This window comes from Streptosporangium subroseum, assembly GCF_900188345.1.
GTDB lineage: Bacteria > Actinomycetota > Actinomycetes > Streptosporangiales > Streptosporangiaceae > Streptosporangium > Streptosporangium subroseum.
Genome location: NZ_FZOD01000032.1, coordinates 68,399 through 93,731 on the forward strand (window position 1 = coordinate 68,399; position 25,333 = coordinate 93,731).

Sequence of the window (25,333 nt, forward strand, 5' to 3'; positions counted from 1 at the left end):
TCGCTCACGTCCACGCCTCGTAGGCGGCGGCCGCCACCACCAGGTCCTCCCAGGCCATGCCCACGCTCTTGAACACCCTGGGGCCCGGGCCCGGGGGCACGGCACCGGTGACCAGTTCCCGGAGGTTTCCAGCGAGATGACCATCGGTGATCGTACCGTTCCGCAACGGGATGATCAGATCCCCTGCCTCGGCCAGGGCGGCGCCGCGGGCTTCGACGAAAACGGTGGCACGGGCGACGAGATCATCGTCGATCTCCCGGGCGTCCGGCTCGTGGGAGCCGATCGCGACCACGGTCGCATCGTCGCGGACGAGCCTACCGTCGAACAGGGGCACCCTGGCGCTCGTACAGCAGGCGATGAGATCGGCCTGCCCGAGACCGGCCACGGTGTCCGCCCGGAGCCCTTCGTCCGCGCACCGCCCGGCGAACGCCTCCGCCCTCCCCCGATCCCCGGCGATCACGATCACCCGGTCCACGGGGCGGACCGCGCGGAAGGCCTCGACGTGTCCCCACGCCTGCGGGCCCGTGCCGAACACCGCCATCGTCGCGGCGCCGGGTCCGGCCAGGTGCCGTACGGCGAGCGCGGAGACGGCCGGGGTGCGCAGCGAGGTCAGCGCCACGCCGTCCAGTGTGGCCAGCGGAGCCAGGGTCTCCCCGTCCATGAGCAGGTAGGTGCCCTGGATCCGGGGCAGCCCGCGCGAGGGATTGGCCGGGGCGACTGCGGCGATCTTGATTCCCACGTGACGGCCCCACGCGGCGGGCATCAGCAGCAGCTGTCCGGCGGGGACCTCCACGACGGGCCGCCGCGGTGTCTCCTCGGGGTCGAGCCCGCCGCGCAGCGCGTCCTCCAGCACCTGTACGGCCCGCGCCATCGGCACCAGCTCGCGCAGGGCCTCCCCGTCGAGGTACGGCAGGCCGCTCACCGGAGGGTGAACCCGGTGCCCACCGGGTCGCGCGGGTCGAGGGCGAACCGGTGGTCCCCCGTGCGGTAGGCCATGCCCTCCACCTCGGCGACGACCCCCTCGTCGGTCACCTCGGCCACCCGGGCGCGGAAGGAGGTGCCCACGATGCTCTCGTGGACAAGCGTGCCGGTGAAGCCGTCGTCGTGCAGCAGCGCCAGCCGGGCCGCGGTGCCCGACCCGCAGGGCGAGCGGTCCACCTCTCCGTCGGCGAAGACCGTCACGTTGCGCTGGTGGCCGGGGCCCAGCTCGTCGTGGAAGATGACACCGTAGATCCCGGAGAGCCGGTCGTCGCCCGGATGCCTGGCGGCGGGGTGATCGGCCAGGGCTGCCTTGATCGCCCGGCCGAGCGCGATCAGCTCGGTGAGATGCTCGGGGACCACGCTCAGCCCGAACGCCGCGGCCGGAACCGAGGCGTAGAGGGCTCCGCCGTACGCGACGTCGACGGTGATCCCGGGGACGCCGGAGACGGGGTCCAGCCGGATGCCTCGCGCGAGCACGTAGGAGGGGACGTTCCTGAAGGTGACGGCCTCGATCCGGCCCGCCACGCAGCGGACCCTGGCCGTCACCCTGCCGGAGGGGACGTCGACGACCACGTCGGTCTCCCCGTCGGGATCGGCCTTGACCAGCCCGCTGTCCACGGCGTACACACCGAGGGCGATGGTGCCGTGGCCGCAGGCGGTGGAGTAGCCGTCCTTGTGCCAGAACAGCACGCCGAGATGGGCGCCGGGGTCGTCCGGAGGGACGAGGAAGCAGCCGTACATGTCCGCGTGCCCGCGCGGCTCGTGGCAGAGCAGCCGCCGCACGGCGTCGATCTCCGGAGCCCTCGCCGCCTCGCGGCGCTCCAGCACCGTGTCACCGGCGATGCCCGGCACCCCGGCGACGACGATCCGGAACGGCTCCCCCGCGGTGTGGTAGTCGATTGTCTCGATCATCCTGGGTCCTTCCAGCGTGGAGACCTCTGGTTTCGGCCGCAGGGAGGCTGTGGCGAGGAGGTCACGTGCCTCCGTTCCGCCGCACTCCGCCGAGGTAGGCCTCGACCACCCGGGCGTCCTCGCGGAGCTCGGCGGCGGGGCCGTCGAGCACGCACTCGCCGTTCTCGATGACGTACCCCCGGTTGGCGATCTTGAGCGCGACGGTCGCGTTCTGCTCGACGAGCAGCACCGAGGTGCCGTCCGCGTTGATACCGGCGATCAGCTCCATGACCGAGGCGACCACCAGCGGGGCCAGGCCCATCGAGGGCTCGTCGAGCAGCAGCAGGCTGGGCCCGGTGACCAGTGCCCGGCCGATGGCCAGCATCTGCTGCTCGCCGCCGGAGAGCGTGCCGCCGTGCTGGCCGCGCCGCTCGGCCAGGCGGGGCAGCAGCTCGTAGACGCGCTCGATCCGCCTGCGGATCTCGGCCTGGTCTCGGATGAGATAGCCGCCGAGCTGCAGGTTCTCATGCACGGTGAGCGTACTGAAGATCTTGCGGCCCTCGGGGACGTGCACCAGGCCGCTTGCGGTGATCTTGTGCGGCTTCTCCCTGGTGATGTCCTTGCCGTCAAAGACGATCTTTCCGGCGCTGGGCCGCACCAGGCCGGAGGCCGCCGCCAGCGTGGTGGTCTTGCCCGCGCCGTTGTTGCCCAGCAGGGCGACGATCTCTCCCTTCGCGACGGTGAGGGACAGGCCGCGCAGCGCGTGCACGCCGTCGTAGTGGACGTCGAGTCCGTGGATCTCAAGCATGGGCGTCGCTCCCGAGGTAGGCCTCGATGACGGCCGGGTTCTCGCGGACGTCCTCGGGGCGGCCGTCGGCGATCTCCTTGCCGAAGTTCAGCACGACCACGCGTTCGGAGACCTCCATGACCAGGCCCATGTCGTGCTCGATGAGCACGATGGCCACACCCAGCCCCTGGATGCGCCGGATCAGGTCGAGCATCTCCTCCTTCTCGCCGTGGTTGAGCCCGGCCGCGGGCTCGTCGAGCAGCAGCAGGTCGGGACGGCGGGCGAGCGCCCTGGCGATCTCCGTACGGCGCTGCTCGCCGTAGGGCAGGTTGCGGGCGGCTCCGTACCGGTCGCCGCGCAGGCCGACGAAGTCCAGCCAGTGGTGGGCCTGCTCGGTGCACTCGCGCTCGGAGCGGCGGTAGCGGGGGGTGTGCAGCAGGGCGTCGAGGACGCTCTGCCGCAGCCACAGGTGCGATCCGGCCCGCACGTTGTCCAGGACCGACAGCTCGCCGAACAGACGCAGGTTCTGGAACGTCCGCGCGACGCCGAGGCCCGCGACGGCCGACGGTCTCAGCCCGAGAAGGTTCTTGTCCCGCAGGGTGATCCGGCCCGAGGTCGGTCGGTAGAAACCGGTGACGCAGTTGAAGGCCGACGTCTTGCCCGCGCCGTTGGGCCCGATGACGGAGACGATCTCCGCCTCGTCCACCGAGAACGAGAGCCCGTCGATGGCCGCCAGCCCGCCGAAGGACAGGCGCAGGTCCTCCACGCTCAGCAGGCTCACGAGACCTCCTTGGAACGGGCGGGCCAGAGCCCCTGCGGGCGCAGGAGCATGACGATGATGAGAAGGATGCCGAACAACAGGAAACGGTAGTCGGCGAGGCCGCGGAGGACCTCCGGCAGGAGGCTGATCACGACGGCGCCGATGACGACGCCGGGCATCGAGCCCATGCCGCCGAGGACGACGGCCATCAGGACCAGCGCGGACTGCAGGAAGGTGAAGCTCCCCGGGGAGATCGCCGACAGCTGGGAGGCGAACAGGACGCCGGCCAGGCCGCCCCAGACGGCTCCGGCGATGTAGGCGGCGAGCTTGACGCGGTAGGTGTGCACGCCCATGGCCTCGGCGGCGTCCTCGTCCTCCCGGACGAAACGCCAGGCCCGGCCGAGCCGGGAGCGGCCCAGGCGGGCCGCGCCGAGGACGGCCAGCGAGACGACGACCACGGTGACGTAGTAGAAGAGCACTTTGTTCTCGACCAGGTGCGGGATGCCGTAGATCCCCGAGGGCCCGCCGGTGACGTCCAGGTTGTTGGCGGTGATCCGGATGATCTCGCCGAAGCCCAGGGTCACGATGGCGAGATAGTCGCTGCGGAGCCGGAGGGTGGGCGCGCCGATGATGATCCCGGCGATGACCGTGACCACGATGACGATGGGCACGGTGGCCAGCAGCGGCAGGTCGAAGCGGGTGGCGAGCACGCCGCTGGTGTACGCGCCGACCGCGAAGAAGGCCACGTAGCCGAGATCGAGCAGGCCGCAGTAGCCGACCACGATGTTCAGCCCGGCGGCGAGCATCACGGCGATGGCCGCGCTGGTCATGATCGACAGTGCGTACGGCGTGGCGTCGACGAAGGGCGCAAGGAGCGCGATCAGCAGGCCGGCGGTCCCGGCCCACTTGTTCCGCATCAGCCTCGACGCCCGGGTCGGGGGCTTGTCCGTGCCGAGACGGCGGACCTTGGTCGTGCTCATACGCGTTCCGTGACGCGCTCGCCGAGCAGGCCCGTGGGCCGCACGGTCAAGAACAGGATCAGCACCCCGAAGGCGAACACGTCACGCCATTCGCCGCCCAGCCAGTACGTGCCGAACGACTCCAGCAGCCCGAGCAGCAGCCCGCCGAGCATCGTGCCGGGGATGTTGCCGATCCCGCCGATGACCGCGGCGGTGAAGGCCTTGAGCCCGATCAGGAAGCCCATCATGAAGTCGATCTTCCCGTAGTAGGCCCCGGCCATCACCCCCGCGGCCCCGGCCAGAGCCGAGCCGACGAAGAAGGTCCGGGAGATCACCGAGTTCACGTTGATGCCCATCAGCGCGCTGGTGCGCGGATCCAGCGCGATGGCCCGCATCGCCCGGCCCTCCCGGGTCCGGGTGACCAGCAGGTTGAGAGCGATCATGAGCACGACGGCCACGCCCATGAGGACGAGCTGCTGGAGGGTCAGCCGGGCGCCGAGCACCTCCATCGCCGTGCCGCCGAGCCGGACCGGGTAGACCTGCGGGTCGGCGCCGGCCACGGCGCGCATGCCGTACTCCAGGGCGAAGGACGCGCCGACGGCGGTGATCAGCAGGGAGAGCCGGGGCGCGCGGCGCAGTGGCCGGTAGGCGATCCGCTCCAGCGCCACCCCGGCCAGGCCGGTGACCACCATGGTCGCCAGGAGCACCACGAGCAGCAGCGGCAGGGCCATGGAGGGGGAGACGCCGCCGACCGCTCCGAGGATGGCGAAGCCGACGAACGCGCCGAGCATGTACAGGTCGCCGTGGGCGAAGTTGAGCAGCTTGATGATCCCGTAGACCATGCTGTAGCCGAGGGCCACCAGGGCGTAGAACGAGCCGACGAACAGGCCGTTCCAGACGAGCTGGGTCACGCGGCGGCCTCCTTCACCGGCCGGGGAGGCAGGGCGGCGGCGAGGGCGCCGATGAGGGCGGCGTGTCCGCCGGTACCCTCATCGACCGCCCACGTGACCGGGACGCACCTGATCATTTGAGGGCGTCCTGCAGGGCGAACTTGTCACCCTTGACGACGAGGATCTGGAAGCCGCCGCTGGCCAGGGTGTGCTCGGGGGTGAACTTCAGGGGCCCGGAGAACATCGGGAACCCGTCGATCGCCTCGAGCGCGGCGATGACCTTGGCGCCGTCGGTGCCACCCGCCTTGGTGACCGCCTCGGCGGCCAGTCGCACCGCGTCGTAGGCCTGGTTGGAGTAGGGGCCGGGGTCGGCGTTGTACTTCTTCTTGTAGGCCGCGATCCAGCCCTCCGCGCCCTCAAGCGTGTCGGGGGTCTGGGTCATCGTGGCGTAGACGCCCTCGGCGGCCTCGGCGCCGGCGATCTCCATCAGCTTGGGCGAGACCGAGCCGTCCCCGACCATGATCGAGCCCTTGTACCCGGCCTGGCGGAGCTGGCGTGCGATCAGCCCGCCCTCCTGGAAGTAGCCGGTCCAGTAGACGAAGTCGGGCTTCTTGTCGAGCACGTTGGTGATGTTGGCGCTGTAGTCGCTCTCCTTGGGCGTGACCGCCTCGGTGATCACGGGCTCGGCGCCGCCGGGGACCTCCAGCAGGGTCTGGGTGCGGACCGCGATGTCCTTGGAGTAGCTGGTGTTGTCGTGCATCAGCGCGACGCTCTTGGCGCCCTGCTTGGTGATCCACTTCTCCGCGGCCATGGCCTGCTGGGAGCCCGTGCCGTTGATCAGGAAGACGTGCTTGAGCTTCTGGTCGACCAGTTCCTGGGAGTTGGCGGCCGGAATGATCATCGGGATGTTCGCCTTGCCGAAGATCGGCAGGGTCGGTAGCGTCGCCCCCGAGCAGTAACCGCCCACGGAGAGGTCCACCTCCTCGGTGACCAGCTTGTTCGCCCCGGCGGCCGCCGACTGGGCGTCGCAGGCGTCGTCGGCGGTCTTCAGCTCCAGCTGGCGTCCGAGCACCCCGCCCTTGGCGTTGATCTCGTCGACCGCGAGCTGCGCCGCATTGCTCATATAAGGGCCGATGGCGGCCTCACTGCCCGACTGCGGGATGAGCATCCCGAGGAGGATCGGACCGTCTTTCTTCGCCGCCTGGTCGCCGCTGTCACCGCCGCCGAGCAGACCCTGACCACATCCGGTGGCCAGGAGACCGAGAACGGCCAGGGAGGCGAGGGATTTCAAGGGGATGGCACGCATGTGCGGCTCCTCACATCGAATGATGTGTGACATTGCACTTTGCGTAGATGTGCGCGTCAAGGGTCGAAACAAGACCGTTAACGTTCATACACTGTTTCGCCGCATGTGACGGGGGCCACACGAGTGCCCTCGTATGCCCCCGGCCAGGCCGATCACGACTGTTCTCGGCCGTTCTTCGCCGAGCGGCCGAGAACGACCGTGAACCACCCGGCTCCGGCCGGGGATCCTCGATCTCCCAGGACCCCGCCGGCCGGTTCGTTGCGGATCTTCTCGACCCGCGCGTTCGACGCCGGACGGCGACGCCGGACGTGGCCCGATGGGAATCGGCCGGCGGAGTCCTGGAGGATCGGGGAGCGTGTCAGAGCAGGAAGCCCTCGGGGAAGGGGTCACGGGGATCGAGGAAGTACTGGGCGGTGCCGGTGACCCATGCTCGCCCGGTGATGGTCGGGACCACCGCGGGCAGGCCGGCGACCTCCGTCTCCTCGACGAGCCGCCCCACGAACCGGGTGCCGATGAACGACTCGTTCACGAAGTCGGTGTTCAGCGCGAGCTCGCCCCGGGCGTGGAGCTGGGCCATCCTGGCGCTGGTGCCGGTGCCGCAGGGTGAGCGGTCGAACCAGCCGGGATGGATCGCCATCGCGTGCCGCGAGTGCCCGGCGTCCGAACCCGGCGCCGTGAACTGCACGTGATGGCAGCCCCGGAAGCCGTCGTCCAGCGGGTGGACGGGCTCGTCCTGCTCGTTGATCGCACCCATGATCGCCAGACCCGCGTCGAGGATCTGCTGCTTGTGCGAGCGCTCGAACGGCAGGCCCACCGACTCGATCGGCAGGATCGCGTAGTAGTTGCCACCGTAGGCCAGGTCGTAGGTGACCTCGCCGATGCCCGCCACCTTGACCGTGCGGTCCAGGCCGGCGCTGAACGAGGGCACGTTGGTGATGGTCACGGCCATGGCGGCGCCGTCCTCGACCTGGACCTCGGCGACGACCAGTCCCGCGGGGGTGTCCAGCCGGATGACGGTGACCGGCTCGACGACCTCGACCATCCCGGTCTCCACCAGGACGGTGGCGACGCCGATGGTGCCGTGGCCGCACATGGGCAGGCAGCCGGAGACCTCGATGTAGAGCACGCCGTAGTCGGTGTCGGGCCGGGTGGGCGGCTGCAAGATGGCCCCGCTCATCGCGGAGTGGCCGCGCGGCTCATACATGAGCAGGGTCCGGAGGTGGTCCATCTCGGCCAGGAAGTGCTTCCTGCGCTCGGCCATGGTCGAGCCGGGGATGACTCCCACTCCCCCGGTGATCACACGGGTGGGCATGCCCTCGGTGTGGGAGTCCACCGCATGAAAGACCCTTTTTGTCCTCATTAATTCTCCTCGCGGGGGGTGACTGCTTTTCGAGCCTACGGTCGCTTTCTGGGTGAACGACCGCGGCACGGGGTTCGGAGCCGGAGGCGCCTCCTGAACCGGCGGCCGGGCGCGACGGGCGTCGTCCGCGGCCGTGCGGTCCGGGAACGATCGCCTAGCACAGGCCCTCGGCCAGGGCCTTCTCGGTGGCGGCGCGGACGGTGGCCTCCTGCTCGGCGATGAGCGGCAGTCGTGGCGGGCGACATGGACCGCCCCTGCGCCCGGCCAGATCCATGGAGAGCTTGATCGCCTGCACGAACTCGGGCTTGGAGTCCCAGCGCAGCAGCGGGTGCAGCGCGCGGTAGAGCGGGAGCGCGGTGGCCAGGTCCCCGGCCATGGCCGCCCGGTACAGGGCCACGGTGGAGGTGGGCAGCGCATTGGGGAAACCGGACACCCAGCCGACCGCGCCGGCCAGGGCCAGCTCCAGCAGCACGTCGTCCGCGCCGACCAGCACCTCCAGGCCGGGGGCGAGCTCGGCGATCTCGTAGATCCGGCGGACGTCGCCGCTGAACTCCTTGACCCCCACGATCAGCCCCTCTCCATGGAGCCGCGCGAGCAGCGCCGGGGTGAGGTCCACCTTGGTGTCGAAGGGATTGTTGTAGGCCACCACCGGCAGGCCCGCCTTGGCCACCTCGCGGTAGTGCTCCACCACGATCCGGTCGTCGGCCCGGTAGGCGTTCGGCGGGAGCAGCATCACCGCCTGGCATCCGGCGTCGCGGGCCTGCTCCGCCCAGCGACGTGCCTCCAGCGCGCCGTAGGCGGCGACTCCCGGCATGACCCGGTCCCCGCCGATGGCGGCGACCGCGGTCTCCACGACCGAGGCCCGCTCCTCGGGAGTCAGCGTCTGATACTCGCCCAGCGATCCGTTCGGCACCACGCCGTCGCACCCGGAGGCGACCAGCCACCGGCAGTGCTCGGCGTAGCCGTCCAGGTCGACAGAGAGATCCTCGCCGAGGGGCAGCGCGGTGGCCACCATCACGCCGTGCCAGGGCTTCGGGCGGGTCGTCATCGTCATCATCCTTCCAGTGGGGTCGGGCTCGGTGGAGCCCGAGGTGGCCGGGTCAGTCCGAGGGGGGCCGGGTCGACGCGGCGAGGTCGCCGAGCCTGATGGGCTGGGCGATCGGGCGCCGGGGCGCCGTGGGGTCCTCACCGGCGAGACACGCGACCGCGTAGCCGCATATCCGGCCCTGGCACCAGCCCATGCCGGGGCGTGCCAGCAGCTTGACGGAGCGCGCGTCGACGGCGCCCAGTTCCTGTGCCTCGCGCACGGCCGACAGGGGCACCTCCTCGCAGCGGCAGATCAGCGTGTCGTCGCGGAGCCACCGCATCCAGCCGGGCCGCACCGGGTAGGCGCTCTGCAGCGCCCGCGCGAAGGCGGCGAGCCTGTCCCTGCGCCGGGACAGCGCCGGATCGAGCGGCACCCGGCGGCCCAGGTCAGCGGCGGCGGCCCGGCCCGCGATGCGGCCCTCGACCTCGGCGAGCACGGCCCCGCCGACGCCGGTGGACTCCCCCGCCGCGTAGACGCCGGGCACGCTGGTGCGCAGGCCCGCGTCCACCGCGACGACCGGACTGCCGTCGACGTCGTGACGGGTCGCGCAGCCGAGCTGGACCGGCAGATCGAGCTGGGGGACAAAGCCGTAGCCGTAGGCGAGGGTGTCGCACTCGACGGTTCTGGTCGCGATCGGCCGCCAGCCGGAGTTCAGCCTGGCGACGGTGACATGGGTCAGCGCTGTGCCGCCGGGGTCGCCATGCGCGGCGATCACCGCCTGGCGGCCGTGATAGGGGACCCGGTGGCGGGCCAGGCGCGCGCCGTACCCGAGTGCCTCCCCGGCCTTGCCCGCGGCCAGCAGCGGGTGTCCCGCGAGCCCGAAACGGCCGTTGGCCTCGTGGACGCCGAGCACCTCCGCGCCCGCGTCGGCCAGTCCTGCGGCGACCGGGAGCAGGAACGGTCCCGTACCGGCGACCACGACCCTGCGGCCCGCGACCACGAGGTCGCCCTTGAGCAGCGCCTGCGCGCCGCCCGCGGTGAGCACGCCCGGCAGGTCCCAGCCGGGGAACGGCACCGGCCGGTCGTGCGCGCCGGTGGCGATCAGCAGCCTGCGCGCGGTGACCGTGCGGGGCCGCTCCTCGCGGTCGCCCTCCAGGCACCGTACGGTCATCGCCCCACCTGCGCGTTCGACCGCCCAGACCCGGTGGTGGAGCAGTACGTCGGCCCGACCGCGGAGCGTTTCCCACTGCCGCATGAACCCGTCGAGGCCGTGGTGGAGCGCTCCGGGATTCTCCGCGTGGAAGCCCGCCGGCGGATGCCGGAAGTACTGGCCGCCGGGCCTGGCTCCGGCGTCGACGAGCACGACGCTCAACCCGGCGAGGGACGCGGTGAGCGCTCCGGCCACCCCGGCGGGGCCCGCGCCGACGACGGCGAGGTCGTAGATCGGCTTCATCGGCCGCTCACCGCTCCCCACCCGCGCCGGGACCGGGCACACCGGGACCGGACGCATTGGGACCGCCCGCGCCGGGACCGGACGCATTGGGATCGGACTCATTGGGACCGCCCGCGCCGGGACCGGACGCATTGGGATCGGACTCATTGGGATCGGACGCGCCGGATGTGGACGCCTCGGGAGTGGACGCGCCCTGGGTCGGCGCGTCGGAGCCGGAGAGGAAACCGCCGGGGAGGGGCGCGTCGCCGTGCGGGCCGTCGCTCACGTCGTGGCCGGTGGTCACCAGGTCTCCCGGGCGGGCCTCGGTCAGGCAGGCGCGCAGGGACGGGCTGCCGTTCACCGTGACCAGGCAGTCGAAGCAGACGCCTATGCCGCAGAACAGCCCGCGGGGGCGCCCGCCGAACCTGGTGGTGCGCCAGGAGCGGATGCCCGCGCCGTGCATGGCGGCGCCGACGGTCTGGCCGGGGACCACCGGGACGGGAACGCCGTCCACGCTGATCTCGAACTCCGGCTCCGGCCGCGCCCGCACCAGACGGTACGGCTGCCTCATCGAGAGTCCTCCTTCGTGAAACGGTCCGGGCGGAAGGGGCGGAGGTCCAGGTCGAGGTGGTCGTCGATCAGGGCCTGGGCGATGAGGTGGCCGGTGGCCGGGGCCAGGCCGATTCCCGCGCCTTCGTGGCCGCAGGCGTGATAGAGGCCCGGGGCCCGGGGGTCCTCTCCGATCACGGGGAGGTGGTCGGGACAGTAGGGACGGAAGCCGCAGTAGGCCCGGATGACCCTGCGCTCGGCAAGCGCGGGAAACAGCGCGACGGCCTGGGCCGCGAGGCGTTCCAGCACCGGGATGGAGACCGTACGGTCGAAGCCGACCCGCTCGCGGCTCGCGCCGATGAGCACGGGTCCCGCCGGGGTGCCCTCCACGACGGCGGACGTCTCCAGGCCCTCCGAATCGCTGGCCACGTCGGTGACGTAGGCGGCGGTGTAGACCTTGTGCCTGATCAGCGGTCTTTCGAGCGGCTCCGTGACCAGGATGAAGCCACGCCGGGGCAGGACGGGGACGTGCACTCCGGCCAGTGCGGCGATCTCGCCGCCCCAGGTTCCCGCGGCGTTGACGACGGCTCCGGCGAGGATGTCGCCCTGGTCGGTCGTGACACCGGTGACCCGGTCGCCGTCGCGGACGAAGCCGGTGACCGTGACGCCGGTGCGCAGCATCAGGGCGCTGTGGCCGAATCTCTCCGCGCCCTGCCGGATCAGCCTGGCCGCTGCCAGCATGGGCTGGACCTGGGCGTCCTGAGGGTAGAACACGCCTCCGGCGAGGTCCTCGGTCAGGTGGGGCTCGTAGTCGCCGAGCTCGCCGGAGGCGACCACGGTGTGCTCAAGGCGTTGCTTGGCGGCCAGCGAGGTGAGTGCGCCGAGCACCTCACCGGTCTCGGCGACCACCAGGCCGCCCTTGGACTCGAACTCGAACCCGTCGCCAGGCCCGGAGCTCGCCAGGTCACGCCAGAGGCGGTTGGAGAGCAGCGCCAGATCGAGCTCGGGGCCCGGCTCCTTGTCGGAGACCAGCACGTTGCCCTCTCCCGCGCCGGTCGTTCCGCCCGCCACGGCCCCGCGGTCGACGACCACCACGTCCAGTCCCGCTCGGGCCGCGTAGTAAGCGCAGGCAGCCCCGACGATCCCGGCGCCGATCACCACGACGTCCGGCATGACTCACCTCGCTCCGCGCCTCGACTCGCCAGTACTATGTCACATACCTTTGAGGGGATCAATGGGACATCGCTTACGTTCTCCGACTCAGCGACCCCTACCCGGACGGCCCCCGAGGCAAGCCGTACGCACCGGGGCAGGCCGGATGGACACCGCGGCGCACGCGACCGGAAGCGGGGCGCGTACGGGGCCCAAGACAGGACGCGCCCCGCGGCGCACGCGACCGGAGACCGGACGCGTACACGGTCCGCGAGCCGGGCGCGTACGCGCTCCACGGTGGACACGCACACGGCCCGAGGAGGGACGCGCACGGGGTCCGGAGCGGGACCGACCACCTCGCCGCCTAACATGTGAGCCGTGAAGCACCTCCTTGACCAGATCGGCCGCAATGCCGTGAAACTGTGGCATACCGTGTGGTCCCCCACCCCCGTCACCGTGCGCCGGTGGGCACTGGCGGCGGTGGTCGTCAACGCGGGCATCACGGTGAGCGGCGCGGCCGTGCGGGTCACCAAATCGGGCCTGGGCTGCCCGACCTGGCCCAGGTGCACCCCCGGCAGCTTCATCCCTGCCGCCCATGGCGAGACCGCGCCGATCAACATGGCCATCGAGTTCGGCAACCGGATGCTGACCTTCCTGGTCCTGGCCGTCGCCCTGGTCTGCCTGGTCACCGCGATGAGGCTCCTTCCCCGCCGCCGCGACCTGGTCCGGCTGGCCTGGATCCAGCCCGTCGGCGTGGCCGCGCAGGCGCTCTGGGGCGGCCTGGTCGTGCGGAGCCTGCTCAACCCGGTCACCGTCAGCGTGCACTTCCTGATCTCCACCGGCCTGATCGCCGCCGCCTACGCGCTGTACGCCCGCTCACGCGAGGGAGACGCCCCGCCGCGACGCCTGGTCCACCGCGACATCCGCACGCTCGGCTTCGCGCTCACCGCCGCGGTGTTCGTCCTGCTCATCGCGGGCGTGGTGGTGACCGGCACCGGGCCGCACTCCGGCGACCAGATGGCCTCCCGGTTCCAGTTCGACATCGAGAGCGTGGTGAGGATCCACACCGACTTCGTCTACATCGTGGTCGGTCTCACGTTCGCGCTGCTGTTCGCGGTTCACGTCACCGACGCACCGGGCTACGTGCGACGGGCGGCGCTGGTGCTGCTGATCGTCGAACTGGCCCAGGGAGGCGTCGGATACGTCCAGTACTTCCTGGGTGTGCCCGCGGCCCTGGTCGACCTGCACGTGCTCGGCTCGACGCTGGTGTGGATCTGCACGCTGCGGGTGGTGTTCATGATGCGGTCGCGGGGTCCACTGGACACACCGGCCACGAACCGGGACGAGTTCAACACCGTCAACGCCTGATCAGCACGGGTACGGCGCCGGCCGCACCCGGCCGGGATGGAGTCGGCGCCACTGGGACCTGATCGGGACGGATCGGCGCCACACAGGACCTGATCAGGACAGCCTCGACGCCGTCCGCGCTCAACCGGGAGAATCTCGACGCCACCCGTACTCAACCGGGACAATGATCGGATGCGTGTGTCACGCAAGACCTTCCGGCTCTTCTACCAGGGCGCGGTGCTGCTGAGCGTGCTGATGATCGCGCCGCTGACCTGGGTCTGGCTGGCCAGTTCCGGACATCGGGTGGTCGCCGACTCCTCCCCTGGCTGGATGGCCGAGGTCCCCGAGGCGCCGGTGGCGCTGGTGCTCGGGGCGGGCATCGCCGGGGAGAACCCGTCGCCCATGCTGGCCAGGCGACTGGACATCTCCGCCGAGCTGTATCGGGCGGGCAAGGTCAGGGCGATCCTGCTGTCGGGCGACAACGGGCGGGTGGGATACGACGAGCCGACCGTGATGCACGACTACCTGCTCGCGCGCGGAGTACCGGGCAGGGCGCTCGTCCTCGACTACGCGGGTTTCGACACCTGGGACTCGTGCGTGCGGGCCCGCACCGTGTTCGGCGCCCACCGGCTCACCGTGGTCACCCAGGTCTTCCACCTGCCCAGGGCCGTCACCCTGTGCCGTACGGCGGGCGTGGAGGCATTCGGCGTCGGCGACGACTCGAGCAAGCGGTGGGTCTCCACCTATGCCCTCGCGGCCCGCGAGTTCTTCGCCTCGGCGAAGGGGCTTCTCGACTCCGTGGTCCTCGACTCCGACCCGGTCTTCCCCGGTCCGCGCGAGACGAGCCTGGACGCCGCGCTTCAGTCGGGATGAGCGCCGTACCCGGGGAACGGACGCCGGTAGGAGGCGCCCGGCAGGTTGGGCGGGCCGCCCTGGCCGGGCCGGTATCCCGATGAGGCGCCGCCGCCGGGGGGCGCGGGCGGCGGCACGGGGAACTGCGCGCGGGCACCCGCCATGCACTCCAACAGTGCCTGCTGCTCCTCGTCGAACGTGCGCTCGTCGATCACGCGGCGCCTGGCCCGCTCGTGGAGCAGGCCGAGCTCGGTGGCCGCGAGCTGGTAGTCGTTCATCGCCCGCAGCCCTCCCCTGCCGCCGTGTGTCTTCGCCCACTGCCGGGCGTGGCGGCGTCCGGGCAGGGAGGAGAGCATGTTGACGTCGTACTGGGCGACGAGCCCGGTCGGCTGGTAGGCGGGCAGATAGCTCTGGATCAGGCCGACGATGCGCTTGCGGTCGCGGAAGACGATCCAGATCATGACGAACAGCACGATCATCAGCAGCAGGTAGGCGATGGCCAGGCCGCCGATGCCGACGTAGGACGCGAAGCCGTTCCAGATCCCGTGGAGCGCCATCGCGCCGATCCAGCCGGCGGCGATCACGAAGATCCGCATCGGCCCCTGGCGCTGCGCGGCGTAGGCCACCGCGACGCCGATCATGGAGGTGAACAGCGGATGGGCGAACGGCGACAGGATCCCCCGCAACACGACGGTCACCGCCAGGCCCTGCGCGCCCAGGTCGTCGAGAGCGGCCACGTAGTAGCTGACGTTCTCGCTCATCGCGAAGCCGAGGCCGACCATGCTGGCGTAGATGATGCCGTCGGTGGGCCCGTCGAGCTCCGCCCTCTTGAACCTGAGCAGGCCCAGCAGGACCAGCCCCTTCATCGTCTCCTCGACCACCGGGGCGCCGAACGTCGCGGCGACGTTGCGCGCGTAGTCGTAGCCCATCCGGACGGCGTTCTCGATGTAGAACAGGTTGAAGGAGTTGATGACCCCGGCGACGAGGACCGCCACGCCCGCGCCCCAGGCGAACGCGAAGATCAGGTTGCTTCGGGGTTCGGGCTCCATGCGGTCGAGCGCGAGCACGGCGGCCAGCAGGACGGGGACCGGCGCCAGGGCCAGCCCGAGCGCGATGAAAAAATAGACCGGATCACCGTTCAGCACGTCGAAGGAGAACGACACCAACGCGCACAACCCGGTAAGGACAAGCCCCGCGATCAGTGCGACAGACGGGCGCTCCCTGAGCACCCACCGAGGATCACGGCTTGCCATGGGGCAACCGTAACCGATCAACCACGACCTGTCCCCTCCACTCTCGCGCTTGACCTGGGGTCAACCGCGAAAGACACATTCGACGGCAAAGAACCGGAAAAGAAGAACCCCCGTGAACGGTCACGGGGGCGACGGCCCTAGCGGAATGCCCGAGCCGGCTCAGACGAATATCGAGTCGATGGCGACGGCCAGGAAGAGCAGCGCCAGGTAGGCGTTGGACCAGTGGAAGAAGCGCATCGGGCGCAGGTCCACGCCGGTCTTGCCCGCGTTGACCCGGCCAAGAAGGCGGTGGACCTCCCACAGGCAGGCCGCGCCGAGGACGAGGGCCACGGCGGGATAGAGCAGCGTGGTCCCGGCCACCGGCCACAGCAGCAGCGAGCAGAGCACCGTGGCCCAGGTGTAGACGATGCTCTCCAGCACCACGCGGCGCTCGGTGGCGACCACCGGCAGCATGGGGATCTTCGCCGCGGCGTAGTCCTCCTTGTAGCGCATGGCGAGGGTCCAGGTGTGCGGAGGCGTCCAGAAGAACACCACGCCGAAGAGGACCACCGGGGCCCAGTCGAGGCTGCCGGTGACACCCGCCCAGCCGATCAGCACCGGCATGCAGCCGGCGAGGCCGCCCCACACCACGTTCTGGGAGGTCCTCCGCTTGAGGATCATCGAGTAGACGAGCACGTAGAAGAGGTTCGCGGCCAGTGAGAGGCCCGCCGCGAGCCAATTCACCATCAACCCGAGGCCAAGAGTCGACAGCACCCCGAGGATGACGCCGAAGATCAGCGCGTTGGTCGGCGGGACCAGGTCGCGGGCGAGCGGGCGGCGCCGGGTGCGGCGCATCGTGGCGTCGATGTCACGGTCGATGTAGCAGTTCAGGGCGTTCGCGCTGCCGGCCGAGAGGGTGCCGAACACCAGGGTGTTGACGGCGATCCACAGCGGTGGCAGGCCTCGTGCGGCCAGGAACATCACCGGTAGTGTTGTGATCAGCAGCAGCTCGATGATCCGCGGTTTGGTGAGGGCGACGTACGCCTTCACCGTGTCGCCGAACGAGTGCGGCGTGGCATCGGATGCCTCGGCCGCCCCGGGAGGGGTCATCGATTGCTTGTCGGTCAGCACCATCTAAGGCGCTTCCAGCACGTGCGGGGTCAACGCGTAACCTCTGATTAGAGCGGATCCGTGAATGCGGGCACCAGCCAGCTTTGAGAACTCACTGTAGTTGTTGGGGGGGCCGGTCCCGGCATGGGGTGCTGAAGCCGCGCGACGGGATCCCCTCCGGGGACCCGTCCGCGCTCCTCGCCGCCCCCGCGGACTCGCCCCGACGTGGGCCTGCGCAGCAGCAGGCGAGGCCGAACCGTTAGGGTCCGGTGTGGGCGGGAAGTACCAGACCGGCGCCATCATTACACGACAAGATCCGGAGAATGAGCACTTGAGCAGCGAACTCGTGCCAGCCCTTGAATGGAGCGACCTGGACCGTCAGGCGGTCGACGTCGTACGGGCCTTGGCGATGGACGCGGTAGAGAAGGCGGGTTCGGGCCACCCGGGCACCGCGATGAGCTTGGCGCCCGCCGCCTACCTGCTTTTTCAGCAGGCCATGCGGCACGACCCCTCTGATCCCACCTGGGTGGGCAGGGATAGGTTCGTCCTCTCCGCCGGACACAGCAGCCTGACCCTTTACATCCAGTTGTTCCTCTCGGGCTACGGCCTCAGCCTGGACGACCTGAAGGCACTGCGCCAGTGGAGCAGCCTGACCCCGGCCCACCCGGAGCACGGCCACACCATCGGCGTCGAGACCACCACCGGTCCGCTCGGCCAGGGCATCGGCAACGCGGTCGGCATGGCCATGGCGGCCCGCCGCGAGCGCGGCCTGTTCGACCCGGACGCCGAGGCGGGCACGAGCCCCTTCGACCACACGATCTGGTGCATCGCCTCCGAGGGTGACATCGAGGAGGGCATCAGCCACGAGGTCAGCTCCATCGCCGCCCACCAGAAGCTGGGCAACCTGATCGTCGTCTTCGACAGCAACCACATCTCCATCGAGGACGACACCCAGATCGCGCTGAGCGAGGACGTCGTCAGGCGTTACGACGCCTACGGCTGGCACACCCAGACCGTCGACTGGACGCAGACCGGCGACTACGTCGAGGACGTCGAGGCGCTGCACCAGGCCCTGGAGGCCGCCCGCGCCGAGACCGGCAGGCCGTCGTTCATCCGCCTGCGCACCATCATCGGCTGGCCCGCGCCGAACAAGCAGAACACCGGCAAGGCCCACGGCGCGGCCCTGGGCGCCGACGAGGTCGCCGCCACCAAGACGGTCATGGGGCAGGACCCGGCCAAGAGCTTCGACGTCCCCGCCGAGGTTCTGGAGCACACCCGCGAGGTCGTCGAGCGGGGCCGCGCGGCCCACGCCGAGTGGGAGAAGGGCTTCCAGAGCTGGCGCGACGCCAACCCCGAGCGCTTCGCCGAGTTCGAGCGCATCTCCGCGCGACAGCTCCCCCAGGGCTGGACCGAGGCGCTTCCCGTCTTCGAGACCGGCGCCTCCATCGCCACCCGCAAGGCCTCCGGCGAGGTGCTCAACAGCCTCGCGCCGGTGCTGCCCGAGCTGTGGGGCGGATCGGCCGACCTGGCCGAATCCAACAACACCACGATGAAGGGCGAGCCGTCCTTCATCCCCGAGGAGTTCCAGACCAAGGAGTTCCCGGGCAACCGTTACGGTCGTACGCTGCACTTCGGCATCCGCGAGCACGGCATGGGGTCGATCCTCAACGGCATCGCGCTGCACAACGGCACCCGCCCCTACGGCGGCACGTTCCTCGTCTTCAGCGACTACATGCGCCCCGCCGTACGGCTCGCGGCGCTGATGAAGCTGCCGGTCACCTACGTGTGGACGCACGACTCCATCGGTCTCGGCGAGGACGGCCCGACCCACCAGCCCATCGAGCACCTGTGGGCGCTGCGCGCCATCCCGGGCCTCGACGTGGTCCGCCCCGCCGACGCCAACGAGACGGCCGCCGCGTGGCGGACCGTGCTGGAGCACAACGACCGGCCGGCCGCGCTGGCCCTGACCCGGCAGAACCTGCCGGTCTACGAGGGCACCGGGGATGCCACGAAGGTCGCCAAGGGCGGTTACGTCCTGCGGGACGCCTCCAACGGCCAGCCCGCGGTGATCCTGATCGGCACCGGCTCCGAGGTCGAGCTGGCCGTCGAGGCCCGCGAGCTCCTGGAGGCGGAGGGATTCCCGACCCGGGTCGTGTCGATGCCGTGCGTCGAGTGGTTCCAGGCCCAGGACTCCGCCTACAAGCAGACGGTGCTGCCCTCCGCGGTCCGCGCGCGCGTGGCCGTGGAGGCGGGAATCGCACTGGGCTGGCGGGAGTTCGTGGGAGATGAAGGGGAAGTAGTGAGTTTGGAGCACTTCGGTGCCTCTGCCCCATACAAGACCCTCTACGAGCAGTTCGGCCTCACCGCCGAGCGAGTCGCTGCCGCCGCGAAGGCCAGCCTCGCGAAGACCGGGGCCGACAAGGGCGAGACGACGGGAAACTGATCATGAGTGAGATTCTGAAGAGACTTTCGGAGCAGGGCGTCTCCATCTGGCTGGACGACATCAGCCGCGAGCGCCTGCGTACCGGCAACCTGGAGTCGCTGATCCGCGAGAAGTCCGTGGTCGGCGTCACCTCCAACCCGACGATCTTCGCCTCGGCGCTGAGCAAGGGCGACGCCTACGACACCCAGCTCCACGACCTGAAGGTGCGTGGAGTGGACCTCGAGGAGGCGGTGCGCGCCATCACCACCTATGACATCCGCTGGGCCGCCGACGTGCTGAAGCCGGTCTACGACGCCACCCGCGGTGTGGACGGCCGGGTCTCGATCGAGGTCGACCCGCGCCTGGCCAGGGACACCGACAAGACGGTCGCCGAGGCCCGCGCTCTGTGGTGGATGGTCGACCGGCCCAACCTGTTCATCAAGATCCCCGCCACGGTCGAGGGCCTGCCCGCGATCGCCCAGGCGATCTCCGAGGGCATCAGCGTCAACGTCACGCTGATCTTCTCCCTCGAGCGCTACCGCGCCGTGATGGAGGCCTGGCTGACCGGCCTGGAGCGGGCGAAGGCGAACGGCCTGGACCTGTCGGGCATCGAGTCGGTGGCCTCGTTCTTCGTCAGCAGGGTGGACGGCGAGATCGACAAGCGCCTGGACAAGATCGGCACGCCCGAGGCGCTGCAGCTCAGGGGCAAGGCCGCGGTCGCCAACGCCCGCCTGGCCTTCGCCGCCTTCGAGGACGTCACGAACTCCCCGCGCTGGCAGGCCCTGGCCGCCGCCGGCGCTCGCCCGCAGCGCCCGCTGTGGGCCTCCACCGGGACCAAGAACCCCGAGTACCCCGACACCCTCTACGTCGACGACCTGGTCACGGCCGGCACGGTCAACACGATGCCGGAGAAGACCCTCAACGCGGTGGCCGACCACAGCAAGATCACCGGCGACACCGTTCGTCCCTTCTACGAGCAGGCCTGGAACACCATGGCCGCGCTCAAGGAGGTCGGCATCGACTACGACGACGTCGTGAGGTTCCTGGAGGAGGACGGTGTGGCCAAGTTCGAGGCGTCCTGGACCGAGCTCCTGTCCACCGTCGCCACCGAGCTGAAGAAGGCCTGAACACATGTCAGTGTCCGTGACGTTCGACGACGAGAATCTGGCCGAACTGGCCTCCGAGGCCGTGGGCCGACTCGTCGCCGAAGGGGTCCCCGCCGCCCTGGCGAGCGGGGACCCCACGCTGTGGGGCCCGGGGGCCGAGCCCGAGGCGACCGTCCGCCTCGGCTGGCTCACCCTTCCACTGACAAGCCGTGAGCTGCTTCCCGAGATCGAGAAGCTGGTCGAGCGGGCCCGCGCGGAGAACCTGAACCACGTGGTCCTCGCGGGCATGGGCGGCTCCTCGCTCGCCCCCGAGGTCATCACGACGAGCGCCGACGTGCCGCTGACCGTGCTCGACACCACCGACCCCGGTCAGGTGCGCCGCGCGCTCGAAGACCGGCTGGAGAGCACGATCCTGGTGGTCGCCAGCAAGAGCGGCGGCACCGCCGAGACCGACAGCCACCGGCGGATCTACGAGAAGGCCTTCCGCGACGCGGGGATCGACCCGGCCGACCGGATCGTCGTGGTCACCGACCCCGGCTCCCCGCTGGAGCAGAGCGCCATCGAGGCGGGCTACACGGTCATCCTGGCCGACCCCACCGTCGGCGGCCGCTACAGCGCCCTGTCGGCGTTCGGCCTGGTGCCCAGCGCCCTCGCGGGGGCCGACGTCAAGGAGCTGCTCGACGACGCGGCCGCCGTGCAGCCGCTGCTGTCGCAGACCGAGGGCAACCCCGGCCTGGACCTCGGCGCCGCCCTCGGCGCCGCCGCGGCCGACGGGCGTGACAAGCTCGTGATCGAGGACGACCTCTCGGAGATCAACGGCCTGCCCGACTGGATCGAGCAGCTCATCGCCGAGTCCACCGGCAAGTCCGGCAAGGGCATCCTGCCCGTCGTCGGCGCCGACCCGAGTGGCGTCGACGACGAGCTGGTCGTCGGGATCGACACCGACGGCGCGGTGACCGTCACCGGCCCGCTGGGCGCGCAGTTCCTCGTCTGGGAGTACGCCACGGCCGTCGCCGGCCGCGTGCTCGGCATCGACCCGTTCAGCCAGCCGAACGTGGCCGAGTCCAAGGAGAACACCGGCGAGCTGCTGGACCAGGCCGAGCTGCCGGTCGGCACGCCGATCCTGGTCGACGGCCCGGTCGAGGTGTACGGCGAGCTACCGGGCTCGGAGGCTCCCGAGGATCTGTCCGACGTGCTCACCCGGCTGCTGGACGCGATCCCCGAAGACGGCTATCTCACGATCATGGCTTACCTCGACCGGGAGGCGGCGTTCGACGCCCCCTATCCCGAGGGCGCCTCGTTCGAGGAGATGACCGACGCGTGGAGCGGGGCCGACCCGGTCACGCTGCGCGGACAGCTCGCGACGCGGACCGAGCGCCCGGTCACCTTCGGGTGGGGCCCCCGGTTCCTGCACTCCACCGGCCAGTACCACAAGGGTGGCCCGCAGAACGGAGTGTTCCTGCAGATCACCGGGGCCGTTGAGGACGACATCGAGGTTCCCGGAAAGCCGTACACCCTGGGCCGCCTGCAGCTGGCCCAGGCTCTGGGAGACCAGGGCGCGCTGGCCAAGCGCGGACGTCCCACCGTACGGCTGCACCTGACCGATCGCGTGGCAGGCGTCGAGCGTCTGCTCGCCGCCGCCCGGCAGGCCTGAATGGGCCGCTGGAGGTCTGAATGAACAAGGAAAACTCCGAGGTGAAAGCCTCGGAGCCCATAAATTCCGAGGTCAAGGCCGGGGAGCCCACAACCTCGGCAGCCGCGGCCGCGGTTGCCGCCACCACCGAAGCGGTGGCGGCGGCCAACCCGCTGCGCGACCCGCGCGACAAGCGCATTCCTCGCGTGGCGGGGCCGTGCGTGCTGGTGCTGTTCGGCGTGACCGGCGACCTGGCACGGAAGAAGCTGCTGCCGGCGATCTACGACCTGGCCAACCGGGGGCTGCTGCCCCCGGGGTTCTCCCTGGTGGGTTTCGCCCGCCGTGACTGGAAGGACCAGGACTTCGCGGAGCTCACCCACGCGGCCGTCAAGGAGCACGCGCGGACGCCGTTCCGCGAGGAGGTCTGGAAGCAGCTGTCGGAGGGCATCTTCTTCTGCCCGGGTGAGTTCACCGACGACGGCGCGTTCGACGCGCTGGCCATGATGCTCAAGGAGATCGACGAGACCCGGGGCACCGGCGGCAACTACGGCTTCTACCTGTCGGTGCCGCCGAAGTTCTTCCCCCTCGTGGTCCAGCAGCTCAAGCGGACCAACCTCGCCGACGCCCCTCCCGGGAGCTGGCGGCGGGTTGTGATCGAGAAGCCCTTCGGGCACGACCTGAAGAGTGCCCAGGAGCTGAACACGATCACCAGCGCGGTCTTCCCGGAGAGTTCGGTGTTCCGCATCGACCACTACCTGGGCAAGGAGACCGTCCAGAACATCCTGGCGCTGCGGTTCGCCAACAACCTGTTCGAGCCGATCTGGAACCGGGGTTACGTCGACCACGTTCAGATCACGATGGCCGAGGACATCGGCATCGGCGGCCGGGCGGGTTACTTCGACGGCATCGGCGCGGCGCGTGACGTGATCCAGAACCACCTGCTGCAGCTGCTGGCCCTGGTCGGCATGGAGGACCCGACGTCGTTCGGCTCCGACTCGCTGCGCAGGGAGAAGGAGAAGGTCCTCAAGGCGGTGCGGCTGCCGTCGGACCTGTCGCTGTCCACCGCCCGCGGCCGTTACGGTCCGGGCTGGCAGGGCGGCGACCCGGTCGTCGGTTACACGCAGGAGGAGGGCATCCAGCCCGACTCGATCACCGAGACCTACGCCGCCATCAAGCTGGAGATCGCCAACCGCCGCTGGGCCGGGGTGCCGTTCTACCTGCGCACCGGCAAGCGGCTCGGCCGCCGGGTGACCGAGGTCGCCGTGGTGTTCCAGCGCGCGCCCCACCTGCCGTTCAGCAAGGACGACACCGAGATCCTGGGGCAGAACGCCCTGGTCATCCGGGTGCAGCCCGACGAGGGCATCACGGTGCGGTTCGGCTCCAAGGTGCCCGGCACCGCGATGGAGGTCAGGGACGTCTCTATGGACTTCGCCTACGGCGAGTCGTTCATGGAGTCCTCCCCCGAGGCCTACGAGCGGCTACTGCTGGACGTGCTGATCGGCGATCCGCCGCTCTTCCCGCACCAGCGCGAGGTCGAGCTGTCGTGGCAGATTCTCGACCCGATCGAGGAGTTCTGGGCCTCCCAGGGCCCGCCGGAGGAATACCCGGCGGGCACGTGGGGCCCCAAGTCGGCTGACGAACTGATGGCCCGCGACGGCCGCGTCTGGAGGAGGCTCTAGATGACGAGTTTCATGCTCAGCGGCACGAACGCGTCGAAGATCTCCTCCCAGCTCACCGCGCTGCGGCACCAGATGGGCACCCCGGCGGTCGGCATGGTGCTGACCCTGGTGGTGGTCTGCGACGAGAGCGAGCAGTACGACGCGGTACGGGCCGCGACCGAGGCGGCCAGGGAGCACCCCTCCCGGATACTGGTCGTCATCTCTCGCGATCCGAAGGAGTCGAACCGGCTCGACGCCGAGCTGCGGTTCGGCGAGTCCACGCCGGGCGAGGTGATCCTGCTCCGCCTGTACGGCGAGCTCACCAAGCACGCCGACTCGGTGGTCAGCCCGCTGCTGCTCACCGACACTCCGGTGGTGGCCTGGTGGCCGGGCGAGTGCCCCGAAATCCCGGCCAAGGACCCGATCGGCGTGCTCGCCCAGCGCCGCATCGTCGACGCGCGGGCGGCGACCGACTCGGTCGCGGCGATCGCCGGCCGGGCTCGCGGTTACGTGCCGGGTGACACCGACCTGGCCTGGACCCGGTTGACGACGTGGCGGAGCCTGCTGGCCGCCGCGTTCGACCAGCCGGTGGGCAAGGTCAAGAAGGGCACCGTGGAGGCCGTGACCGGTCACGCCAGCGCCCTGCTGCTGGCGGCCTGGCTCGGTGAGCGCCTCGACACCCCGGTGAAGGTCGCCGAATCGGCGGGCCCGGGGCTGACCGCGGTGAAGCTGTCCACGGCCGAGGGCGACATCGTCATCACCCGCGGCGACGGCCGCATGGCCATGCTGTCCCGCCCGGGCCAGCCGGACCGCCGGGTCGCTCTGACCCGGCGCCCGAAGTCGGAGCTGCTCGCCGAGGAGCTCAGGCGGCTGGATCCCGACGAGATCTACGAGGCCGCGATCCGGCGACTCGCCCGGACGCACAAGTCCTGACCCGTGAGCGCCCCGCGGCCTGCCGCGGGGCGCTCATCCTTTTCCCTTGAACTCGTCCTTCGAAAGAGAACCGTCGTGAGCGTTCCCACCGTGATCATCCATCGTGACGCCGACGTGCTCGCCAAGGCGGTCGCCGCCCGGCTGATCACCCGCCTGGTCGACGACCAGGCGGCCAAGGGGTCGGCCTCACTGGTGCTGACCGGCGGCACCGTCGGCATCGCCACCCTGGCCGAGATCTCCGCCTCCCCGGCCCGCGACGCCGTCGACTGGCGCAACCTGGACATCTGGTGGGGCGACGAGCGTTTCCTGCCCAGCGGCGACTCCGAGCGCAACGAGACCGGTGCCCGTAAGGCCCTCCTCGACAACGTCGACGTGGACCCGGCCCGGGTCCACGTGATGCGCGGCCCCGACTCGGGCATGACCGCGGAGGAGTCGGCCGAGGCGTACGCCGAGGAGCTCCGCCGGGCCTCGCGCCCCGAGGACCACGGCCCCGCGCCGTCCTTCGACGTCCTGATGCTGGGCATGGGCCCGGACGGCCACGTGGCCTCGCTGTTCCCCGGCATGCCCGCGCTGTACGACACGCGCCCTGCCGTGGCGGTGCACGGCTCGCCGAAGCCGCCGCCCACCCGTATCACGCTGTCGCTGCCGGTCATCCAGGGTGCACGCGAGGTCTGGGTGATCGCCGCCGGTGAGGAGAAGTCCGCCGCCGTACGGCTGGCCCTGTCGGAGTCGGGAACCATGCAGGTCCCGGCGGCCGGCGCCCGCGGACGCCAGCGCACCCTCTTCCTCCTGGACAGGGCCGCCGCCTCCAAGATCCCCGCCTCTCTGGGCCGCATCTCCTCACCCTGACCCCCGCCGTGCGGGGAATCCGCCATCGGCCTCTCCACGAGGAGCACGATCTCAGCGCCTTCGACTGTTCAGTCCCGATCATGAACGAATGGTTGGT

Annotated in this window: 22 protein-coding genes; 8 read left to right on the forward strand and 14 right to left on the reverse strand. The window is 70.6% G+C overall.

The window, feature by feature from the left end; translation table 11 throughout:
- Positions 1 to 4 precede the first annotated feature (4 nt).
- The 12 genes from CHC08_RS27620 to CHC08_RS27675 form a co-directional block, all read right to left on the reverse strand.
- On the reverse strand, positions 5 to 922 hold the full coding sequence (locus tag CHC08_RS27620) for an ornithine cyclodeaminase family protein (protein WP_089210288.1): 918 nt from the start codon (positions 920 to 922) through the stop codon (positions 5 to 7).
- Positions 919 to 1,893, reverse strand: coding sequence for a proline racemase family protein (locus tag CHC08_RS27625; protein ID WP_179282239.1), 975 nt, complete (start codon positions 1,891 to 1,893; stop codon positions 919 to 921). Before CHC08_RS27625 ends, CHC08_RS27620 begins: the two co-directional genes overlap by 4 nt.
- Before the next feature lie 61 nt (positions 1,894 to 1,954).
- A complete protein-coding gene (locus tag CHC08_RS27630) occupies positions 1,955 to 2,680 on the reverse strand; it encodes an ABC transporter ATP-binding protein (protein WP_089210290.1) in 726 nt (241 codons plus the stop codon).
- Positions 2,673 to 3,440: an ABC transporter ATP-binding protein gene (locus CHC08_RS27635; RefSeq protein ID WP_089210291.1), complete on the reverse strand. Its 768-nt coding sequence runs from the start codon at positions 3,438 to 3,440 to the stop codon at positions 2,673 to 2,675. The genes CHC08_RS27630 and CHC08_RS27635 overlap by 8 nt, the downstream gene beginning before the upstream one ends.
- Entirely contained in the window at positions 3,437 to 4,399 is a 963-nt protein-coding gene (locus CHC08_RS27640) for a branched-chain amino acid ABC transporter permease (protein ID WP_179282240.1), read from the reverse strand. The genes CHC08_RS27635 and CHC08_RS27640 overlap by 4 nt, the downstream gene beginning before the upstream one ends.
- Entirely contained in the window at positions 4,396 to 5,289 is an 894-nt protein-coding gene (locus CHC08_RS27645; RefSeq protein WP_089210292.1) for a branched-chain amino acid ABC transporter permease, read from the reverse strand. Before CHC08_RS27645 ends, CHC08_RS27640 begins: the two co-directional genes overlap by 4 nt.
- Before the next feature lie 112 nt (positions 5,290 to 5,401).
- On the reverse strand, positions 5,402 to 6,574 hold the full coding sequence (locus tag CHC08_RS27650; protein ID WP_089210293.1) for a branched-chain amino acid ABC transporter substrate-binding protein: 1,173 nt from the start codon (positions 6,572 to 6,574) through the stop codon (positions 5,402 to 5,404).
- Between the two features lie 358 nt (positions 6,575 to 6,932).
- The gene (locus CHC08_RS27655; protein WP_089210294.1) at positions 6,933 to 7,934 is read right to left on the reverse strand and encodes a proline racemase family protein; all 1,002 of its coding nucleotides are present in this window, start codon (positions 7,932 to 7,934) and stop codon (positions 6,933 to 6,935) included.
- A 154-nt stretch (positions 7,935 to 8,088) separates the two neighbouring features.
- Positions 8,089 to 8,982: a dihydrodipicolinate synthase family protein gene (locus CHC08_RS27660; RefSeq protein ID WP_089210295.1), complete on the reverse strand. Its 894-nt coding sequence runs from the start codon at positions 8,980 to 8,982 to the stop codon at positions 8,089 to 8,091.
- A gap of 52 nt (positions 8,983 to 9,034) precedes the next feature.
- The gene (locus tag CHC08_RS27665) at positions 9,035 to 10,414 is read right to left on the reverse strand and encodes an FAD/NAD(P)-dependent oxidoreductase (protein ID WP_089210296.1); all 1,380 of its coding nucleotides are present in this window, start codon (positions 10,412 to 10,414) and stop codon (positions 9,035 to 9,037) included.
- A gap of 7 nt (positions 10,415 to 10,421) precedes the next feature.
- The gene (locus CHC08_RS51720; protein ID WP_245878601.1) at positions 10,422 to 10,964 is read right to left on the reverse strand and encodes a (2Fe-2S)-binding protein; all 543 of its coding nucleotides are present in this window, start codon (positions 10,962 to 10,964) and stop codon (positions 10,422 to 10,424) included.
- Positions 10,961 to 12,115 (reverse strand): NAD(P)/FAD-dependent oxidoreductase, encoded by a 1,155-nt coding sequence (locus CHC08_RS27675; protein ID WP_089210297.1) that lies wholly within the window; start codon positions 12,113 to 12,115, stop codon positions 10,961 to 10,963. The genes CHC08_RS51720 and CHC08_RS27675 overlap by 4 nt, the downstream gene beginning before the upstream one ends.
- A 357-nt stretch (positions 12,116 to 12,472) precedes the next feature.
- Between CHC08_RS27675 and CHC08_RS27680 the strand changes: the two genes are divergently transcribed.
- Positions 12,473 to 13,462: a COX15/CtaA family protein gene (locus CHC08_RS27680; protein ID WP_089210298.1), complete on the forward strand. Its 990-nt coding sequence runs from the start codon at positions 12,473 to 12,475 to the stop codon at positions 13,460 to 13,462.
- Positions 13,463 to 13,633: 171 nt separating this feature from the next.
- Complete coding sequence (locus tag CHC08_RS27685) at positions 13,634 to 14,314, forward strand: SanA/YdcF family protein (RefSeq protein ID WP_089210299.1); 681 nt, start codon at positions 13,634 to 13,636, stop codon at positions 14,312 to 14,314.
- Here CHC08_RS27685 and CHC08_RS27690 read toward each other — a convergent pair.
- Both CHC08_RS27690 and CHC08_RS27695 read right to left on the reverse strand, forming a co-directional pair.
- Complete coding sequence (locus CHC08_RS27690) at positions 14,302 to 15,546, reverse strand: PrsW family intramembrane metalloprotease (RefSeq protein WP_179282241.1); 1,245 nt, start codon at positions 15,544 to 15,546, stop codon at positions 14,302 to 14,304. The two genes, CHC08_RS27685 and CHC08_RS27690, sit on opposite strands and share 13 nt — an antisense overlap.
- A 159-nt stretch (positions 15,547 to 15,705) precedes the next feature.
- Complete coding sequence (locus CHC08_RS27695; RefSeq protein WP_089210301.1) at positions 15,706 to 16,659, reverse strand: heme o synthase; 954 nt, start codon at positions 16,657 to 16,659, stop codon at positions 15,706 to 15,708.
- 307 nt (positions 16,660 to 16,966) lie between these two features.
- On the opposite strand from CHC08_RS27695, the gene tkt reads away from it, so the two are divergent.
- The 6 genes from tkt to pgl all read left to right on the forward strand — a co-directional run bounded on the left by tkt (position 16,967) and on the right by pgl (position 25,236).
- Positions 16,967 to 19,078, forward strand: a complete 2,112-nt coding sequence (tkt, locus tag CHC08_RS27700; protein WP_089210302.1) for a transketolase — start codon at positions 16,967 to 16,969, stop codon at positions 19,076 to 19,078.
- Positions 19,079 to 19,080: 2 nt separating this feature from the next.
- Positions 19,081 to 20,184: a transaldolase gene (gene tal / locus CHC08_RS27705; protein WP_089210303.1), complete on the forward strand. Its 1,104-nt coding sequence runs from the start codon at positions 19,081 to 19,083 to the stop codon at positions 20,182 to 20,184.
- A gap of 4 nt (positions 20,185 to 20,188) precedes the next feature.
- Positions 20,189 to 21,817, forward strand: a complete 1,629-nt coding sequence (locus CHC08_RS27710) for a hypothetical protein (RefSeq protein WP_089210304.1) — start codon at positions 20,189 to 20,191, stop codon at positions 21,815 to 21,817.
- A 20-nt stretch (positions 21,818 to 21,837) separates the two neighbouring features.
- Entirely contained in the window at positions 21,838 to 23,475 is a 1,638-nt protein-coding gene (gene zwf, locus CHC08_RS27715; protein WP_245878602.1) for a glucose-6-phosphate dehydrogenase, read from the forward strand.
- Entirely contained in the window at positions 23,476 to 24,387 is a 912-nt protein-coding gene (locus CHC08_RS27720) for a glucose-6-phosphate dehydrogenase assembly protein OpcA (protein ID WP_089210305.1), read from the forward strand. It abuts the gene before it with no gap.
- A gap of 75 nt (positions 24,388 to 24,462) precedes the next feature.
- A complete protein-coding gene (gene pgl, locus CHC08_RS27725) occupies positions 24,463 to 25,236 on the forward strand; it encodes a 6-phosphogluconolactonase (protein WP_089210306.1) in 774 nt (257 codons plus the stop codon).
- Positions 25,237 to 25,333 lie beyond the last annotated feature (97 nt).